An 18,395-nucleotide genomic window follows, 5' to 3' on the forward strand; every position below is an offset into this window, starting at 1 on the left:
CGTTGTGCCGCGTCTTCTTGCGGTGCTGTTGTGAGACGACTTTACGGGGCGTACGTCACACCCTCGCGTCGAGCCGCCTGTACTCACTGGTATGCGAACCGGCGCACCGCATCCGGAATCGTCCTCCGACCGGCGGCTCGGCGAATCGTCCGAGCCGTGAACCCGCTGGTGATCAGTAGCCGACGTACCCCTCTCCCCGGCTCATCGCCGCGATGCCTGGAACGTTGCTGAGCGATCCGTACCGTTCGATGGCGTAACGCGTTCCGGCGATGATGTTGTCGACGGGGTTCCAGATGTCGTCGTGGCCGGGCAGCTTGTAGGAGTTGAACGTCGGGTCGATGGTCTGCATCATGCCCTTCGAGGGGATGCCCGCCGCGGCGTTGCTGTCCCAGAGGTTGATCGCGTGTGGGTTTCCGCCGGATTCCTTGTCGATGATCATCGAGATGATCGCGGCGTCGCTGTCGCTGATGTCGTACCCCTTGGCGCGCAGCGCTTGGATCGCCTCCTGGATCCACTTGGCCTTGTCGCCGGTCGGCATTGGCCCGGTCGGGGCGCTCGAGGACGACGGGCTGCCCGAATACGACGAATCGGAGGACGAGCCGGAGTAGCTGTTGTTGCCGCCGGACATCACGTAGTTCGGCTTGCTCGGGGATTGCGTCGTGGGTGGGGTGGTGGCGGCCGGTGCAGTGGTGGTCGACGGGGGTGGGATGAGGTTGGTGTCGGCGAGGCCGTCGAGGGCCGACTGGAGTTTGGTGATCGCGGTGTCGACCTTGCGCTGTGCTTCGGTGGCCACGTTCTCGGCGGTCTGCAGCGCGGTGGTGATCTGGGTTTCCCAGTTCGCGGCGTCGGTGCGGATGCGCAGGCGCAGGTCGTCGGCGGCTTGGCCGGGGAGGCCGCGGAGCAACTCGTCGGTGCGCGCGGTGGCGTCGACGGTGCCGTTGTCGTTCACGGTGAAGCCGGTGATCAGTCCCATGCCCGCGCCGGGGACGGGACCCGCGTTCGCCGCCTGGTCGCGCAGCCGCAGGACGTTGGATTTGGCTTCGTTCAGGTTGCCGACCTCGGCCTCGAAGGCGGTGGCGAGCTCGAGCAGGGCGGCGCTCACCGCGCCCGAGCGGGTCTTCTCGGTGTCCATCCGCTGGTTGGCGGCGTCGGCTGCCGCGCCGGACCACACCTTGTCGGTACCGAGCCGGGCGGTGTCGTCGGAGCCTTTGCGCACCGCGGCGTCGAGTTGCTCGGAGAGCTTGCGTGCGTTCGCGCCCGCGGTGCCGACCTGGTCGGGCTGCCAGGCGGAGACGTTCCCGATGGTGAGCGTCATGGCAGCTCGAGTGCGATGGTGCGGAGGCGGGCCGCGAAATCGTCCTCGGCGACCTCGTAGGCGCCCGCGGCGGTGCGGGTGCTCTGGGCGACCTTGTCCAGCCGGTCGGCGATGCGGTGCAGGCACTGGTTGGTCAGGTCGGTGGCGCGGCCCGCGGAGTTACCGAAGGGGGTGCCTTGCAGGGCCGATACAGCCGGATTGAACCCATTGCCGATGTTGAGCCCGCGAATCACCCCCGCCTCGGCGCCCAAATCGTTCGCGAACGTCTGTAGCGCTTGCGGATTCACCTGCAATTGTGCAGGCGGCTGTGCGCCGTCGACCATGGAAAAGCCCCCTTCTCCCCGACCTGAAAGTCGCGCCCAGCTTAGCGTTATGTTGGTCACGGTGTCATCGACGACGACCGATGTCGTCGAATCGGACAGAGAGGTCGGCACATGCGCGCAGCCCAGGTCAGCAAGCTGGAGGGACCGGAAGCGGTCGAGGTCGTCGAGATCCCCGAGCCCGCCTCGTATCCGGGCGGTGTGGTGATCGACGTGCACGCCGCGGGCGTCGCGTTTCCCGATGTGCTGATGACGCGCGGGCAGTACCAGATGAAGCCGGAACTGCCGTTCGTCGTCGGCGGCGAGGTCGCGGGCGTGGTGCGCGAAGCGCCCGCCGACGCGCACGTGCGGGCCGGTGACCGGGTGGTCGCGTTGACGCTGCTCGGCAACGCCATGGCCGAGGTCGCGGTGGCGCCCGCGCAGATGGTGTTCAAGCTGCCGGACAACATCTCCCTGGAGGCCGGCGCCGGCATCCTGTTCAACGATCTGACGGTGCACTTCTGCCTGCGCAACCGCGGCAGGCTGGCCGAGGGCGAGACCGTGCTCGTGCACGGCGCGGCGGGCGGCATCGGCACCTCGACGCTGCGGATGGCCGCGGCGCTCGGCGCGGGCCGGGTGATCGCGGTGGTGAGCACGCCGGAGAAGGCCGAGGTGGCCAAGGCCAACGGCGCCACCGACGTGGTGCTCACCGACGGCTGGCTCGCCGCGGTGAAGGAGCTGACCGGCGGCCGCGGCGTCGACATCGTGCTCGACCCGGTGGGCGGCGACCGCTTCACCGACAGCATCCGCTCGCTGGCCTCGGCCGGTCGGCTGCTGGTCGTCGGCTTCACGGCGGGTGAGATCCCGACGGTGAAGGTGAACCGCCTGCTGCTCAAGAACGTCGAGGTGACCGGCGCTGCGTGGGGCGAATGGGTCATGACGCACCCGGGCTACCTGGCCGAACAGTGGGCCGAGGTGGAGCCGCTGCTGGCCTCGGGCAAGATCGCGCCGCCGCAACCGGTGCTCTACCCGCTGGACCGGGCCGCCGAAGCCGTCGCCTCGCTGGACAATCGCACCGCGACCGGCAAGGTCGTCGTCACCCTGCGCTGATCGCTGCTCGCGCGTCATGACGCTTTCCCGCCGGGTGTTGAACCGGACCTTGTTGCAGCGCCAGCACCTGCTGGAGCGATCGTCGCTGACGGTGGCGCAGATGTGCGATCACCTGGTCGGCTTGCAGGCGCAGGATGTGCCGCCGCCGTTCGTCGGATTGTGGAGCCGCCTTGCGGATTTCGATCCCGAGGTGGTCTCGGCGGGCCTGGAGGACCGTTCGCTGGTCCGGATCACCTTGATGCGCGGCACCATTCACCTGGTGACGCCGCCGGACGCGCTGCGCATCGCGCCGCACATCCAGCCGGAGTTGGAGAAGGTCCCGTTCCGCAAGGGCTTCAACTACGGCGCGATGGTCGGCCTGGATCCGGACGCGGTGCGGGCCCGCGGCGAGGAGGCGCTCGGTGACGAGCCGACGCCTGCCGCCGAACTGCGGGCCCGCGCCGCCGCGTTCTGGCCGGACCGCGATCCCGGCGCGGTGGTGCAGACCTGGCTGTATCAGCTGCCGGTCTTGCAGACACCCCCGCGCGGGAAGTGGAAGGACAGCAGTCGTCCGGTGTGGTCGCGGGTGGAGCCGTGGCTCGGCGCGCCGCTCGACCCCGGCTACCCGCTCGCGGAGCTGCTGGTCCGGTATCTGCGGGCGTTCGGTCCCGCGACGACCATGGACATGCAGACCTGGTCCAAGCTGACCGGATTGAAGAAGGCCGTCGACGCGCTCGGCGACCGGCTGCGCACCTACACCGACGAGCGCGGCCGCACCCTCTACGACCTCGCCGACGCCGAACTGGCCGACCCGGATCTGCCCGCGCCGGTCCGGCTGCTCGGTTGGTACGACAATGCCGTTCTCTCGCACCAGGATCGGAGCCGGATCGTGCCGAACGGCGCGCCACCGACCCTGCGCGCCTACGCGACCGCGGTGTCTCCGGTGCTGGTCGACGGTTTCGTCGCGGGTGTGTACAAGGTCTTCCCGCAAACGGGGGTCGCGCGGCTGCGGATCAGCCCGAGCCGCGCGTGGTCGGCCGCCGAGCGAGCCGAGGTCGAGGCGAAAGCGCTTGCGCTGCTCGGCTTCCTGGAGGACGACAAGCGGCCGAGCGTGGAGATTCTCGAGGTCGGCGCGGATCTGCGGCTGTGAGATGGGCTAGTGAGGGTCGCGGTAGGCGGGAGCCTTGCTGCTTCCGGTCGGCGTCAGCGTGCGCAGCAGTGGCAGCGTCCGGCGCGGCACCACCGTGGACAGCACGATGACGCTGTGCGACCGGTCCACCGAACTGGTCCGGTCGATGCTGAGCAGTACCGCTTGCAGCCCGGCGTGCGAGTCGGCGCCGATGCGGCACAACACATCACCCGATCCGGTCGTCGCGTACGCCTCGAGCACGCCGGGGATGGCCTCGAGTTCGGCGGCGACGGTGTCGAGCGCGCCCTGGGCGATCTCCAGCGTGACGAACGCTTGCACGTCGAAACCCGCTGCGGTGACATCTATTTGCGGGTCGTAAGAAGCGATCACGCCCGCCTCCTCCATGCGCCCGATGCGCGACTGCACGGTGGCTCGCGCGACGCGGGTGCGCCGGGAGAGCTCCAGGATTCCGGCCTTCTGGTGCTCGTGCATCGCGGTCAGGATGGCGAGGTCGAGTTCGTCCAGCTTCGCTGGAGTACGTGACATGGCGACCTCCTGTGGGGCGCGGGCGAGGGCAGCGTGGTGTCCCATCGGTACTATTCAAATTGTCCAGCATCGCGCGGCCTTTGCTAGCCGAATCCGCCACTGTGTCTACAGAAAATCGGAGCGGTTGCCTACCGGTTGGCGGCCGATATTTCCTTGATTCATGACCATCGAGCACCTGCCCACCGATGGCGAGCTACGCGGGCTCGTCGGCCTCGTGGATCACGACGACAGTGTCGACCCGTTCCCCGTCATCGGCTGGGATGCCCTGGTCTGGGTGGTCGGCAACGCGACGCAGACCGCGCACTTCATGCAATCGGCGTTCGGGATGCGGCTGGAGGCGTACTCCGGACCCGAGACCGGCAATCGCGACCACAAGGCGTTCGTGCTGCGTAGCGGCGCGGCGCGGTTCGTGATCACCGGCGCGGTGCATCCGGAAAGCCCGCTGATCGCCCATCACCAGCGGCACGGCGACGGCGTCGTCGACATCGCGCTCGAGGTGCCCGACGTGGACCGCTGCATCGAGTGGGCACGCACGCACGGCGCGACCGTCCTCGTCGAACCGCACGACGAGACCGACGAGAACGGCACCGTCCGCACCGCGGCGCTGGCTACCTACGGTGAGACCAGGCACACCCTCGTCGACCGTTCCAACTATTACGGTCCGTATCTGCCGGGCTATGTGGCGCGCCGCTCCGGCTACCAGCCGCGTGCGGAGGCGCCGACCCGGCTGTTCCAGGCGATCGACCACGTCGTCGGCAACGTGGAACTCGGCATGATGGACCGCTGGGTCGAGTTCTACCGCCGCGTCATGGGTTTCACGAACATGGCCGAGTTCGTCGGCGACGACATCGCCACCGAGTACTCGGCGCTGATGAGCAAGGTCGTGGCGAACGGAAACCACCGGGTGAAGTTCCCGCTGAACGAGCCCGCCGTCGGCAAGAAGCGCTCCCAGATCGACGAGTACCTGGACTTCTATCGGGGGCCCGGCGTCCAGCACATCGCGCTGGCCACCAGCGACATCCTGACCTGCGTCGACAACCTGCGCCGGGCGGGCGTCGAATTCCTCGACACCCCCGACACCTACTACGAGGACCCGGAACTGCGCGCCCGCATCGGACGGGTGCGCGTGCCGGTCGCCGAATTGCAGCACCGCGGCATCCTCGTCGACCGCGATGAGGACGGCTACCTGCTCCAGATCTTCACCAAGCCGCTTGCCGACCGCCCCACCGTCTTCTTCGAACTGATCGAGCGCCACGGCTCCCTCGGCTTCGGCAAGGGCAACTTCAAGGCCCTGTTCCAAGCGATCGAACGCGAGCAGGCCGCCCGCGGGAATCTTTGACCCGGAGGTCGCGCCCGCCGAACAAGTAGAGTTCGAATCATGCGGATCGCGTCGGCGCTCATCACTTGTCTCGCCCTGACATTGACGCTGTCGGCGTGCGACTCGGACGACGATTCCGGGTCCTCGAACACCCCGCTGCGCCCGCCGCCCAAGGTCGCGACGCTCGGCCCGTTCGTCGGAGAATGCGGGCACGTCACCGACGACGAGGTGCGCGAGCTGGCCGGGCTCGGCCAGCTCTCGACCGTGTTCAAGAACTCGGTCGGCTGCAACTACCAGTCCGCCGGATTGTCCTCGCCCAGCGTCACCTTCGCGTCCTACCGTGGCAGTCCGATCGACCGGGAGAAGGCATGGGTGGCGAGCGTCGGCCGGGAGCCGGACAAGATCGAGGTGGGCGGCAGGCCGGGATTCCAAGCGCTGGATCCCAGCGGCACGGTCTGCGATCTCGCCGTGCAACTCGACGACGACTTCTTCGAATGGTCGATGTCGTACGGGGCGTTCGCGGCCGCCGGGAATCCGTGCGAGAAGACGCGCAAGCTCGCCGAGCTCACCGTGCAGCGGCTGAAGTGAGGGGGACGGGCATGAGTGCACATCCGAAGACACGGAACGTGGTGCTCGCCGCGACGGCGGCCGCGCTGGCGCTCACGATGACGGGCTGCGGCAGGACCATCGAGGGCGAGGCGTTTCCGGCGGGCGGCAGTCAGCAGATCAACACGAATTTCGACAAGCTGCTGCGCGAATGCGAGGTCGTGGAGCCCGACAAGATCGGCAAGGCGGTCGGCGACGCGCGGTTCGTGCAGGGCTCGTTCAACGGTGCGGTGTGCATGTGGGACGTCGAGGACGCGCCCGGCGGGCGGGCCATGGTCACCCTCAACTGGTACGAGATCGGCTCGCTGAACAACGAGAAGGCGACCAACGACAAGCTCGGCTACAAGTCGGAGAACACGACCGTGCAGAGCAGCCGCGCGTTGCAGACCCGCCGCCCCGGCGACCCCGATTCCTGCGGCGTCAGCGCGAGCGCGGCCGACAGTGGCGTGGTCGGCTGGTGGATCAACTACCGCGCGGGTTCGACGCATCCTGATCCGTGCGGCGCGGCCAAGCAGCTGGTGGAGCTGACACTGAATTTGGCCAGGTAAACCGCCACGCGCCGGACCCCGCTTTGACCCTTCGCGAAGCCCGCGAGTATCGTGGATCGCTGTGCCCGGAAGCATGCGGGCAAGTTCGTGCGTTCGACGTAGGCCAGCGAAAGCGGCCGACCTCCCCGGCGTGCCCGGAATCAGGGTCCTGTCTCACGCACGACACGCCCGACCTCGGGACGCGAGAAACGTGGTTGGACGTGCGAGTGAAGACTCGATGAACACAAGACATAAGTTCCAGACACCGCGTTAGACAACAAGGAAAGCCGGTCTATGCCAACCATCAACCAGCTGGTCCGCAAGGGTCGCCGTGACAAGGTCGCCAAGACCAAGACCGCGGCCCTCAAGGGGAGCCCGCAGCGTCGTGGCGTGTGCACCCGCGTGTACACCACGACCCCGAAGAAGCCGAACTCCGCGCTGCGTAAGGTCGCGCGTGTTCGCCTGACCAGCGCGGTCGAGGTCACGGCTTACATCCCCGGCGAGGGCCACAACCTCCAGGAGCACTCGATGGTGCTCGTCCGTGGCGGTCGTGTGAAGGACCTCCCCGGTGTCCGCTACAAGATCATCCGTGGCTCGCTGGACACCCAGGGTGTGAAGAACCGCAAGCAGGCCCGCAGCCGCTACGGCGCCAAGAAGGAGAAGAGCTGATATGCCGCGCAAGGGCCCCGCTCCCAAGCGTCCGTTGATCAACGACCCGGTCTACGGGTCGCCGCTGGTCACCCAGCTGGTCAACAAGATCCTGCTGGACGGCAAGAAGTCCACCGCCGAGCGCATCGTCTACGGCGCGCTCGAGCAGGCGCGCGAGAAGACCGGCACCGACCCGGTCGTCACCCTCAAGCGCGCGCTGGACAACGTCAAGCCGTCGCTCGAGGTGAAGCCCCGCCGCGTCGGTGGCGCCACCTACCAGGTTCCGGTCGAGGTTCGTCCCGGCCGTGCCAACACCCTCGCGCTGCGCTGGCTGGTCAACTTCGCCCGCGCGCGTCGTGAGAAGACCATGGTCGAGCGTCTGGCCAACGAGCTGCTCGACGCTAGCAACGGCCTGGGCGCTTCGGTGAAGCGTCGCGAGGACACCCACAAGATGGCCGAGTCGAACCGGGCGTTCGCGCACTACCGCTGGTGATTGCCGGCCGGCCCGTCGCTCCGTGTCGGCGCCGGAAGGCTCACAGTCGCGAGGCGGCACTTCGGTGCCCCTCCCGGCGTTGACATAGTGATGACCCGACAGGGTCTGGAACCCGAAGATCCCAACTAGCTACGAGCGGGGAAGATTTCCGTGGCACAGGACGTGCTCACCGACCTGAACAAGGTCCGAAACATCGGCATCATGGCCCACATCGATGCCGGTAAGACCACCACTACCGAACGCATCCTCTTCTACACCGGTATCACCTACAAGATCGGTGAGGTCCACGACGGCGCGGCCACGATGGACTGGATGGAGCAGGAGCAGGAGCGTGGTATCACCATCACCTCCGCGGCTACCACGTGCTTCTGGAACGACAACCAGATCAACATCATCGACACCCCCGGGCACGTCGACTTCACCGTGGAGGTGGAGCGGTCGCTGCGCGTGCTCGACGGCGCCGTCGCGGTGTTCGACGGCAAGGAAGGCGTCGAGCCGCAGTCCGAGCAGGTGTGGCGTCAGGCCGACAAGTACGACGTGCCGCGGATCTGCTTCGTCAACAAGATGGACAAGCTCGGTGCGGACTTCTACTTCACCGTGCGCACCATCAAGGAGCGCCTCGGCGCCAAGCCCCTGGTCATCCAGCTGCCGATCGGCGCGGAGGACACCTTCGTGGGCATCGTCGACCTGGTCGAGAACAACGCCAAGGTGTGGCGCGGTGAGACCAAGCTCGGTGAGCAGTACGAGGTCGTCGAGATCCCGGACGACCTGAAGGAGCAGGCCGAGCAGTACCGCCAGGAGCTGCTCGAGACCGTCGCCGAGTCGGACGAGGCGCTGCTGGAGAAGTTCTTCGGCGGCGAGGAGCTCACGATCGAGGAGATCAAGGGCGCCATCCGCAAGCTGACGGTGACCTCCGAGCTCTACCCGGTGCTCTGTGGTTCCGCGTTCAAGAACAAGGGCGTGCAGCCCATGCTCGACGCGGTCATCGACTACCTGCCCTCGCCGCTGGACGTGGAGGCCACCACCGGCCACGTGCCCGGCAAGGAAGAGGAGCTGCTGACCCGCAAGCCGAGCGCCGACGAGCCGTTCGCGGCGCTGGCGTTCAAGATCGCGGTGCACCCCTTCTTCGGCAAGCTGACCTACGTCCGCGTGTACTCCGGCAAGGTCGACTCCGGCGCCCAGGTCATCAACTCGACCAAGGGCAAGAAGGAGCGTCTGGGCAAGCTGTTCCAGATGCACTCCAACAAGGAGAACCCGGTCGGTGCGGCCTCCGCGGGCCACATCTACGCGGTCATCGGCCTCAAGGACACCACCACCGGTGACACCCTGTGCGATCCGCAGAACCAGATCGTGCTGGAGTCCATGACCTTCCCGGACCCGGTCATCGAGGTCTCCATCGAGCCCAAGACCAAGTCCGACCAGGAGAAGCTGGGCACCGCGATCCAGCGTCTCTCGGAAGAGGACCCGACCTTCTCGGTCAAGCTGGACGCCGAGACCGGCCAGACCGTCATCGGCGGTATGGGCGAGCTCCACCTCGACATCCTCGTGGACCGCATGAAGCGCGAGTTCAAGGTGGAGGCGAACGTCGGTAAGCCGCAGGTGGCCTACCGCGAGACCATCACCAAGACGGTCGAGAAGCTCGAATTCACCCACAAGAAGCAGACCGGTGGTTCCGGTCAGTTCGCGAAGGTGATCATCGCCCTCGAGCCGTTCGTCGGCGAGGACGGCGCGCACTACGAGTTCGAGAACAAGGTCACCGGTGGCCGTGTGCCGAGGGAGTACATCCCTTCGGTCGACGCCGGTGCGCAGGACGCCATGCAGTACGGTGTGCTCGCTGGCTACCCGCTGGTCAACCTGAAGGTCACCCTGCTCGACGGTGCCTACCACGACGTCGACTCGTCGGAAATGGCATTCAAGATCGCCGGCGCGCAGGCCCTGAAGGAAGCGGCCCGTAAGGCCGGTCCGGTGATCCTCGAGCCGATGATGGCTGTCGAGGTCACCACGCCCGAGGATTACATGGGCGACGTGATCGGCGACCTGAACTCCCGCCGTGGCCAGATCCAGGCCATGGAGGAACGCAGTGGTGCCCGTGTCGTCAAGGCGCTGGTTCCGCTCTCGGAGATGTTCGGTTACATCGGTGACCTGCGGTCGAAGACCCAGGGCCGGGCGAACTACTCCATGGTGTTCGATTCGTACGCGGAGGTTCCGGCCAACGTGTCGAAGGAGATCATCGCCAAGGCGACCGGCGAGTAGTCCCCTCCGGGGCAGGTGGCACACTTGCCCCGGAACTCACCGGGAGTCAGCAAGACCCCGAATTCCCGCACTCGCGGGGATGACCCCCGCACTGCTGCAACTGCAGGAACCAACACAGTCCAGGAGGACCCAAAGTGGCGAAGGCGAAGTTCGAGCGGACGAAGCCCCACGTCAACATCGGCACCATCGGTCACGTCGACCACGGCAAGACCACGCTGACCGCGGCGATCACCAAGGTGCTGGCTGACAAGTACCCCGATCTGAACGCGGCCTTCGCGTTCGACCAGATCGACAAGGCGCCGGAGGAGAAGGCTCGTGGTATCACGATCAACATCTCCCACGTCGAGTACCAGACGGACAAGCGCCACTACGCGCACGTCGACGCCCCGGGTCACGCCGACTACATCAAGAACATGATCACCGGTGCGGCGCAGATGGACGGCGCCATCCTGGTGGTCGCCGCCACCGACGGCCCGATGCCGCAGACCCGTGAGCACGTGCTGCTCGCCCGCCAGGTCGGCGTGCCCTACATCCTGGTCGCGCTGAACAAGTCGGACATGGTCGACGACGAGGAGATCCTCGAGCTCGTCGAGATGGAGGTCCGCGAGCTGCTGGCCGCCCAGGAGTTCGACGAGGACGCGCCGGTCGTGCGTGTCTCCGGCCTGAAGGCGCTCGAGGGCGACCCGAAGTGGGTCAAGGCCGTCGAGGACCTCATGGACGCGGTCGACGAGTCGATCCCGGAGCCGGTCCGTGAGACCGACAAGCCGTTCCTGATGCCGGTCGAGGACGTGTTCACCATCACCGGTCGTGGCACCGTCGTCACCGGTCGCGTCGAGCGTGGCGTGATCAACGTGAACGAGGAAGTCGAGATCGTCGGCATCCGTCCGGAGAAGACCAAGACCACGGTCACCGGTATCGAGATGTTCCGCAAGCTGCTCGACCAGGGCCAGGCGGGCGACAACGTCGGTCTGCTGGTTCGTGGTATCAAGCGCGAGGACGTCGAGCGCGGCCAGGTCATCGTGAAGCCGGGCACCACCACCCCGCACACCGATTTCGAGGGCCAAGCGTACATCCTGTCGAAGGACGAGGGCGGCCGCCACACCCCGTTCTTCAACAACTACCGCCCGCAGTTCTACTTCCGCACCACCGACGTGACCGGCGTCGTGACCCTCCCCGAGGGCACCGAGATGGTCATGCCGGGCGACAACACCGAGATGAGCGTCAAGCTCATCCAGCCGGTCGCCATGGAAGAGGGCCTGCGCTTCGCGATCCGCGAGGGTGGCCGCACCGTCGGCGCCGGCCGCGTCACCAAGATCATCAAGTGATTCGCTGAATCACCGATCTCCCCACGGCGCCGCTCCGCAAGGAGCGGCGCCGTTCGGCGTTTCCGGGGAGGAACTGTAATTCGGTGGACGGCCGGATGGGTGGGGCGGTAGACATGGGACATGGTTACTTCGGGTCCGCGAGCGCGGGGGTAGATCGGCGGCGTGTCTTCGGCGCCGGTCGGCGTCGCGCGACACGATGCTCGTGCCGTCACCGGAGCGCACCAACTAGGCGAGCGTCGACATCTTCGACGAAACCAGTTGGGGGATCCCATGACTCGCGGGACGCAGGCCGATCTCGGCCGGGTACGCAATATCGGCATCATGGCGCACATCGATGCCGGAAAGACCACCACTACCGAACGAATCCTGTTCTACACCGGCGTCACTCACAAGATCGGTGAGGTGCACGACGGCAACGCGGCGATGGACCGCATGGTGCAGGAGCAAGAGCACGGCATCACGATCGCCGCTGCCGCCACTACCTGCTTCTGGAAACAGCACCGCATCAACATCCTCGACACGCCAGGCCATGTCGACTTCACCGTCGAGGTGGAGCGTTCGTTGCGCGTACTCGATGGCGCCGTAGCGGTTTTCGACGCCAAAGAGGGTGTCGAGCCGCAGTCCGAGCAGGTGTGGCGGCAGGCCGACAAGTACGACGTGCCGCGGATCTGCTTCGTGAACAAGATGGACAAGCTCGGTGCGGATTTCGATTTCACCGTGCGCACCATCGCGGAGCGTCTCGGCGTGACACCGCTCGTCGTGCAGCTGCCGATCGGCGCGGAGGACGCATTCACGGGCGTCATCGACCTGGTGGAGTGGAAAGCGATTGTGTGGCACGAGGATACGGAGCTCGGTGCGCGCTACACCGTCGCCGACGTCCCGGCCGAGCTGCGCGAGCGGGCCGAGCGCGAACGCGAGCGACTGCTCGAAACCCTCGCCGACACCGACGAGGAACTGCTCGAGCAGTATCTCGCAGATGCGCCTACCTCCGCATTCGCTCCGGCCGTGCGCTCTGTGCCGACGATCGCGCAGATCAAGGCCGCCATTCGGCGGTGCACGGTCGCCTCGAAGCTTTATCCGGTGCTGTGCGGTTCGGCGTTCAAGAACAAGGGAGTACAGCCGATGCTCGACGCGATCGTCGACTATCTGCCCTCGCCCCTGGACGCGGGCGGCGTCGACGGTCACCTGCCCGGCCGCGAGGACACACTCGTGCACCGCGAGCCCCGGGAGGACGCGCCGTTCGCGGCGCTGGCGTTCAAGGTCGCGGCGCACCCGTACTTCGGCAAGCTCACCTATCTGCGGGTGTACTCGGGCCGCGTCGAAACCGGTGCCGCCGTGCTCAATTCGACGAAGGGAGGAAAGGAGCGGCTGGGCAAGCTGTTCCAGATGCACTCGAACATCGAGCGCCCGATCGGAGCGGCGGCGGCCGGTGACATCTGCGCGGTGATCGGCCTGAAGGACACCGCGACCGGCGACACCCTGTGCGACCCGCACGACCAGATCGTGCTGGAGTCGATGACGTTCCCCGATCCGGTGCTCGAGGTCTCGATCGAGCCGCGAACCAAATCCGATCAGGAAAAGCTGAGCGAGGCGATCCAGCGCTTGGCGGACGAGGATCCGACGTTCTCGGTGCGGGTCGATGCCGAGACCGGGCAGACCGTCATCGGCGGCATGGGCGAGCTGCACCTGGAGATTCTGCTCGACCGGATGCGGCGCGAGTTCGGCGTCACGGCGACCATCGGCGCGCCGCGGGTGTCCTACCGCGAGACCGTCACCGTCTCGGTGGACCGGTTCGAGTACACCCATCGCAAACAGGTGGGCGGACGTGGACAGTTCGCGAAGGTGGTGCTCGCGGTGGAACCGTTCGCGGCCGACGACGGCGCGAGCTACGAATTCGAGAGCCGGGTGACCGGCGGCCGGGTGCCGAAGGAGTACCTGCCCGCGGTGGACGCCGGTGCGCAGGACGCGCTGCGCAGCGGTGTGCTGGCCGGGTATCCGGTGTTCGGCGTGCGCGTTGTGCTGCTCGATGGCGCTGCGCACGTGCAGGATTCGTCCGAACTCGCGTTCCGCACCGCGGCCGCGCAGGCGGTGCGGGAGGCGCTGGTGCGTGCCGGGCCCGCGCTGCTCGAGCCGGTCATGGCGGTCGAGGTGGTCACCCCGGAGGAGTACCTCGGCGAGGTCATCGGTGATCTGAACGCGCGACGCGGCCGGATCCAGACCGTGGCGCAGCGCGGCGGCGCGCGAGTGGTGCGGGCGCTGGCTCCGCTGACGGAGATGTTCGGCTACATCGGTGACCTACGGTCGCGGACGCAGGGCCGGGCGAACTACGCCATGGTGCTGGATTCCTACGCCGAAGTGCCCGCCGCGCTGGCGAACGCGATCATCGAAGGCAGGTGACCGGTAGACGGCGCCGTTCCGTACGGAACGGCGCCGTTCGCGTGTCCCGTCGCAACGAACGGCCTACCCGCGTCCTCGCGGCCGCCGGACTGCTCCGACTCGGCGGCTGCGTGGTGCGGTCGTCCTGACGCTCGGAGCGCGGCGACGCGAAGCCGCACCTGCGCGGATCTGTCGGGGCCTGCCGATACGGTCGACGTGTCGAGCCGTCGTCGCCACCGGAGGGAAGCATGAGCAGGTCCGCACACACCGATCTCGATATCGTCGAGGGTGCGCTCCAGCACGGAATGCCCTATCTCGCTTTGGGTTCCGGCCGTCCGCTGGTGTTCCTGCGGTGGTTCACTCCGAACCACGCCAATCCCACCGGATGGATGCGCGAGTCCGAGATCAAGACCCTCGCGCCACTGGCCGGGCACTTTCGCGTGTACGCGGTGAACAGGGCGCCCGATATGGCCGAGGGCACCACGATGGCCGAGATCGCCGCCCAGCACGCCGAGGCGCTGCGCGCCGAATTCGCCACGCCCGTGGACATTCTCGGCATCTCCTCCGGTGGATCGCTCGCGTTGCAGCTGGCCGCCGACCATCCCGATGTCGTCCGGAGGCTCGTCATCGGCGCTTCGGGCTATCGCCTGGAGGACGCGGTGCGCACCTCGCAGCTGAACTACGCCGAAGCGGCGGCCGAGGGTCGCAGGGCGCTGCACCACATGATGCCGTCGCCCACCACCTTCACCGACCGCCTCACCAAGGGCGCCATGTGGCTGCTCGATCCGTTCGTGCGTCCGGCGAACCCGTCCGACACCCTCGCCTTCGTCCGCGCCGAGGACGCCTTCGACCTCTCGGACCGCCTCGGCGAGATCACCGCGCCCACCCTCGTCATCGGCGGCGAACGCGACGAGTTCTACACCACCGCCACCTTCCGCCGCACCGCCGACGGCATCCCCGACTCCCGCCTCCACATCTACCCCGGCGCCTCCCACATGGGCACCGTCAAACACCCCCGCTTCGCCCCCGACGTGGTCGAATTCCTCACGGAATACGAGGATTGACGCCATTCAGCCGAGTTGGGTCATTCCGGCGGCGACGACCTGGGCGACGTTGAGGATTTCGTCGGTGGTGGGGAGGGGGATGCCGTCGAGGGCGTGCAGGCGGTCGGTGCTGGCGATGGCGAACATGGCCGAGACCCAGGCGGCGGCGCAGGCGCGCAAGGTGCCGGGGCGGACCGGGGCGGGCGCGCTGGCCTGGAGGACGCGGGCGGTCACGTCGAGGAGTTGGTCGCGCAGGTGGCGGAGTTGGCGGCGCACGTCGGGATGGGTGTCGGCCTCGCGCCACATGATCACCCGCAGCACCGAGGAATGGTGGTCGCGCAGGTTCAGCGCGGCGTCGAGGTTGACCAGGCTGGTGGCCGGGTCGCCGGGTGCGACGACGGCGCCGATGTCGTCGATCGGCTGCGTGGGCATGCGCTCGGCCATGAGCGCGGACAGGATCGAGTCCTTGGTGGGGAAGTAGTAGAAGACAAGGCCTTTGGGCACGCCGGCTCCCGCGGCGATGGCCGCCGTCGCGGTGGCGTCGAAACCCTGGGCCGCGAAGAGGCTTTCAGCGGCGTCCAGGATGAGCTGCCGGGCGTTGCCGTCGATCTTGGCGCTGCGGCGGCGCCCGGTCCGGGTGGGATCCACCGATCGCCGGACCAGGTGGCGACCGGGTTTGGGCATCTGCATCAGTGCTGCGTCCTCGTTGCCGTCCGGCCGAAGACCGGTGCGCGATGGGGGATTAGCACGTCACGCATCAGAGGTGCGGAGCCATTCCTCCGCTGGTCGTCCGGTGCATGCGCGCCGTGACCGCGGGCAGCGCCGCGACCGCGACGACTACGGTGACCACGCCGACGATCCACGAGGTCCAGGATGCACCGCGGAACTCGGTGTAGTCCATCGCCCAGGGCGCGATGAACAGCAGCGCACCGAACAGCGCCATGGCGTAGTCGGCCATCGCCATGGCCGGTCGGGCCATCTGGGCCAGGCCGGTGAGGGCGATCAAGACGCCGAGGACGATCATCGTCCACATTGCCCGGTCGTTCGTGTCCACCCAGATGGGGGACAGGGCGGTGAAGGCGCCGAGTATGACGGCAAGCAGGTCCTGCGCGCGACTCTCGGTGAACATGGTGTGCCTCCTAGGGCTCGAATTGTGCTCTGACCTCGGTATAGTCCTGATTGACCGCCCGATCAATATCGGTACGGACACGATTGCGTGGCGATAGCCGACCCATCGAGAGTGACCGCCGACACATCCGAACTTGACCAAGCAGACGCTAGGGTGAGGATCGTGCCGACGGATGAAGGGATTGCCGCATGACCGCGCCGATCGTGATCGTGGGGGCCGGACTCGCCGGGCTGCGCACCGCCGAGGAACTGCGCCGCGCCGGATACACCGGCGAACTGGTCCTGATCGGCGACGAGGCGCGGTTGCCCTACGACCGCCCACCGCTGTCCAAGCAATTCGTCCGCGGCGAGACCGACGACACGACGCTGCGCCCCGCGGAATTCTTCGAGGAGAAGCGGATCGAGCTGCGCCTGAACACCGCGGCGACCGCCCTGGACACCGCGGCGCGGCGGATCACCCTGGCCGACGGCAGCGTCGTCGACTACGACCAGCTCGTCATCGCGACGGGCCTGCGTCCGCGCCGCCTGCCCGGCCTGCCCGAGCTGACCGGCGTGCACGTGCTGCGCGGGCACACGGACGCGGCCGCGCTGCGCGACGAATTGCGTATCGCCACAAGGGCTCTCGTGGTCGGTGCGGGCTTCATCGGCTGCGAGCTCGCGGCCAGCTTCCGCGCGGCGGGTGTCGAGGTGACGCTGATCGAACCGCAGCCGACGCCGCTGGCCTCAGTGCTCGGCGAACAGGTCGGCGAGCTGGTCGCGCGCATGCACCGCGCCGAGGGCGTCGACCTGCGCTGCCACACCGGACTGGACACCTTCCTCGCCGACGACGCGGGCCGGGTGCGGGGCGCGTTGTTGTCCGACGGCACCGAGCTGGTCGCGGACTTGGTCGTGATCGGCGTCGGCTCGCGCCCGGTGACCGAATGGCTGACCGATTCCGGGATCGCGCTCGCCGAACCCGCCGACGGTGGCGGCGTGCTCGCCGACGAGGTCGGCCGGACCTCCGCGGACCGGGTGTGGGCCGTGGGCGATGTCGCCGCGTGGCGGCATGAGACCGGTCAACGCAAGCGGGTCGAGCACTGGACCAACGCGGGCGAACAAGCCAAGCTGCTGGCCTGCGCGTTGCTCGGCGCGGAGCCGCCCACCGCGGCGCGGGTCCCGTACTTCTGGAGCGACCAGTACGACGTGAAGATCCAGGCCCTCGGCACCCCGAGCGCCGCCGACGAGGTCACGGTTGTCACCGACGACGGCCGCAAGTTCCTCGCCTACTACGCCAGGAACGGCGTCCTCACCGGCGTCGTCGGGGCGGGGATGACGGGCCAGGTGATGAAGGCCCGAGCGAAGATCGCCGCGGCGGCGCCGGTCGCCGACCTGCTCGCGTCCACCTGAGACGGTTCGGCCGGCGGGTTCGCCTGTAATACGGTGGTCGATGTGATCGTCGCGCTCATCGACTCGGGGCTGGGTTTGCTGCCCACGGCCGCTTGGCTGCGCAAGCTACGGCCGGACGTGGACCTGCTGCTGCAACTCGACCCGGACGGCGCTCCCTGGGGCCCGAAGCCGGAGCGGTGGACCGTCGATCGCGTGGTCGGCGCGGCCCGCAGGTCGGTCGAGTCCGGCGCCGAAGTGATCGTGCTGCCGTGCAATACGGCCAGCGTCACCGCGTTGGAACACGTGCGCGCCGACGTCGGCCCGGGCGTCCCGGTGATCGGCACCGTGCCCGCCATCAAGCCCGCGGCCGCGGCCTGCCGCTCGGTCGCGGTATGGGCCACCGCGGCGACCACCGCGAGCAAGTACCAGGCCGACCTCATCGCGGAGTTCGGCGGCGACGCCAAGGTGGTCGGCGTCGCCTGTCACGGCCTCGCCGACGCCATCGACCGTGGCGATCTGGTCGCTGCCCGCGATTCCATCGCCCGCGCCGCCGAGCAGACGCCCGACGACGTCGAGGGCGTCGTCCTCGGCTGCACGCACTACCCGCTGGTCATCGACGCCATCGTGGCGGCGCTGCCGGTCGGCGTCCGCCTGTTCGACAGCGCGCAAGCCGTTGCCGCGCAGACCATTCGGCGGATGGACGCGCTCGGCAGGCCGACCACCGGCAACGGAGTGGTTCGGGTACTGAACAGCGGACGGCCCGGCACGCTGCCCGCGAGCGCCGCGGCCTTCGAATCGGGGCGCATCCTCGGCGCTGTGTCTGATTGAACGCGCGGGTCTGATTGAACGCGCGGGTCTGATTGAACGCGCGTGTCCGATTTGAACGCGCGGGTTCGATCCGGCTTTCCTGCTTCGTTCCCTCGGCGGTGTTGAAT

Annotated in this window: 18 protein-coding genes; 13 read left to right on the forward strand and 5 right to left on the reverse strand. The window is 67.8% G+C overall.

The features are described 5' to 3' along the window. Positions 1-172 precede the first annotated feature (172 nt). Positions 173-1,315 carry a transglycosylase SLT domain-containing protein gene (locus ABZV58_RS05700; RefSeq protein WP_354998952.1) on the reverse strand — a complete coding sequence of 381 codons (1,143 nt, stop codon included), beginning with the start codon at positions 1,313-1,315 and terminating at the stop codon, positions 173-175. After that, complete coding sequence (locus ABZV58_RS05705) at positions 1,312-1,638, reverse strand: type VII secretion target (protein WP_354998953.1); 327 nt, start codon at positions 1,636-1,638, stop codon at positions 1,312-1,314. The genes ABZV58_RS05700 and ABZV58_RS05705 overlap by 4 nt, the downstream gene beginning before the upstream one ends. Before the next feature lie 111 nt (positions 1,639-1,749). Between ABZV58_RS05705 and ABZV58_RS05710 the strand changes: the two genes are divergently transcribed. Both ABZV58_RS05710 and ABZV58_RS05715 read left to right on the forward strand, forming a co-directional pair. Beyond that, positions 1,750-2,724 (forward strand): NADPH:quinone oxidoreductase family protein, encoded by a 975-nt coding sequence (locus ABZV58_RS05710; RefSeq protein WP_354998954.1) that lies wholly within the window; start codon positions 1,750-1,752, stop codon positions 2,722-2,724. A 16-nt stretch (positions 2,725-2,740) separates the two neighbouring features. After that, a complete protein-coding gene (locus ABZV58_RS05715; RefSeq protein ID WP_354998955.1) occupies positions 2,741-3,853 on the forward strand; it encodes a winged helix DNA-binding domain-containing protein in 1,113 nt (370 codons plus the stop codon). 6 nt (positions 3,854-3,859) lie between these two features. On the opposite strand, the gene ABZV58_RS05720 is transcribed toward ABZV58_RS05715, so the two are convergent. Then, on the reverse strand, positions 3,860-4,378 hold the full coding sequence (locus tag ABZV58_RS05720) for an Lrp/AsnC ligand binding domain-containing protein (RefSeq protein ID WP_354998956.1): 519 nt from the start codon (positions 4,376-4,378) through the stop codon (positions 3,860-3,862). A gap of 160 nt (positions 4,379-4,538) precedes the next feature. Between ABZV58_RS05720 and hppD the strand changes: the two genes are divergently transcribed. The 9 genes from hppD (at position 4,539) to ABZV58_RS05765 (ending at position 14,988) form a co-directional block, all read left to right on the forward strand. Further along, entirely contained in the window at positions 4,539-5,717 is a 1,179-nt protein-coding gene (gene hppD, locus ABZV58_RS05725; protein WP_354998957.1) for a 4-hydroxyphenylpyruvate dioxygenase, read from the forward strand. A gap of 39 nt (positions 5,718-5,756) precedes the next feature. Further along, positions 5,757-6,284: a DUF3558 domain-containing protein gene (locus ABZV58_RS05730; RefSeq protein ID WP_354998958.1), complete on the forward strand. Its 528-nt coding sequence runs from the start codon at positions 5,757-5,759 to the stop codon at positions 6,282-6,284. An 11-nt stretch (positions 6,285-6,295) separates the two neighbouring features. After that, a complete protein-coding gene (locus ABZV58_RS05735; RefSeq protein ID WP_354998959.1) occupies positions 6,296-6,850 on the forward strand; it encodes a DUF3558 domain-containing protein in 555 nt (184 codons plus the stop codon). Positions 6,851-7,123: 273 nt separating this feature from the next. Further along, positions 7,124-7,498: a 30S ribosomal protein S12 gene (gene rpsL, locus ABZV58_RS05740; protein ID WP_014353064.1), complete on the forward strand. Its 375-nt coding sequence runs from the start codon at positions 7,124-7,126 to the stop codon at positions 7,496-7,498. 1 nt (position 7,499) lies between these two features. Then, positions 7,500-7,970, forward strand: a complete 471-nt coding sequence (rpsG, locus tag ABZV58_RS05745; protein WP_011211611.1) for a 30S ribosomal protein S7 — start codon at positions 7,500-7,502, stop codon at positions 7,968-7,970. A 150-nt stretch (positions 7,971-8,120) separates the two neighbouring features. Continuing rightward, a complete protein-coding gene (gene fusA, locus ABZV58_RS05750) occupies positions 8,121-10,223 on the forward strand; it encodes an elongation factor G (RefSeq protein WP_354998960.1) in 2,103 nt (700 codons plus the stop codon). A 134-nt stretch (positions 10,224-10,357) separates the two neighbouring features. After that, positions 10,358-11,548 (forward strand): elongation factor Tu, encoded by a 1,191-nt coding sequence (tuf, locus tag ABZV58_RS05755; protein WP_354998961.1) that lies wholly within the window; start codon positions 10,358-10,360, stop codon positions 11,546-11,548. 270 nt (positions 11,549-11,818) lie between these two features. Further along, a complete protein-coding gene (fusA, locus tag ABZV58_RS05760; RefSeq protein ID WP_354998962.1) occupies positions 11,819-13,945 on the forward strand; it encodes an elongation factor G in 2,127 nt (708 codons plus the stop codon). Between the two features lie 227 nt (positions 13,946-14,172). Further along, positions 14,173-14,988: an alpha/beta hydrolase gene (locus tag ABZV58_RS05765; RefSeq protein WP_354998963.1), complete on the forward strand. Its 816-nt coding sequence runs from the start codon at positions 14,173-14,175 to the stop codon at positions 14,986-14,988. 6 nt (positions 14,989-14,994) lie between these two features. Here the strand turns inward: ABZV58_RS05765 and ABZV58_RS05770 are convergent, their stop codons facing one another. Together ABZV58_RS05770 and ABZV58_RS05775 are read right to left on the reverse strand one after the other, a co-directional pair. Next, entirely contained in the window at positions 14,995-15,651 is a 657-nt protein-coding gene (locus ABZV58_RS05770; RefSeq protein ID WP_354999051.1) for a TetR/AcrR family transcriptional regulator, read from the reverse strand. A 73-nt stretch (positions 15,652-15,724) separates the two neighbouring features. Beyond that, entirely contained in the window at positions 15,725-16,096 is a 372-nt protein-coding gene (locus tag ABZV58_RS05775) for an SPW repeat protein (protein ID WP_354998964.1), read from the reverse strand. A gap of 188 nt (positions 16,097-16,284) precedes the next feature. Between ABZV58_RS05775 and ABZV58_RS05780 the strand changes: the two genes are divergently transcribed. Next, a complete protein-coding gene (locus ABZV58_RS05780) occupies positions 16,285-17,481 on the forward strand; it encodes an FAD-dependent oxidoreductase (protein ID WP_354998965.1) in 1,197 nt (398 codons plus the stop codon). A gap of 42 nt (positions 17,482-17,523) precedes the next feature. After that, the gene (locus ABZV58_RS05785) at positions 17,524-18,288 is read left to right on the forward strand and encodes an aspartate/glutamate racemase family protein (RefSeq protein ID WP_354998966.1); all 765 of its coding nucleotides are present in this window, start codon (positions 17,524-17,526) and stop codon (positions 18,286-18,288) included. The last annotated feature ends 107 nt before the right edge of the window (positions 18,289-18,395 follow it).

Origin of the sequence: Nocardia sp. NPDC004654 (assembly GCF_040609595.1) — a bacterium.
Taxonomy (GTDB): Bacteria; Actinomycetota; Actinomycetes; order Mycobacteriales; family Mycobacteriaceae; genus Nocardia.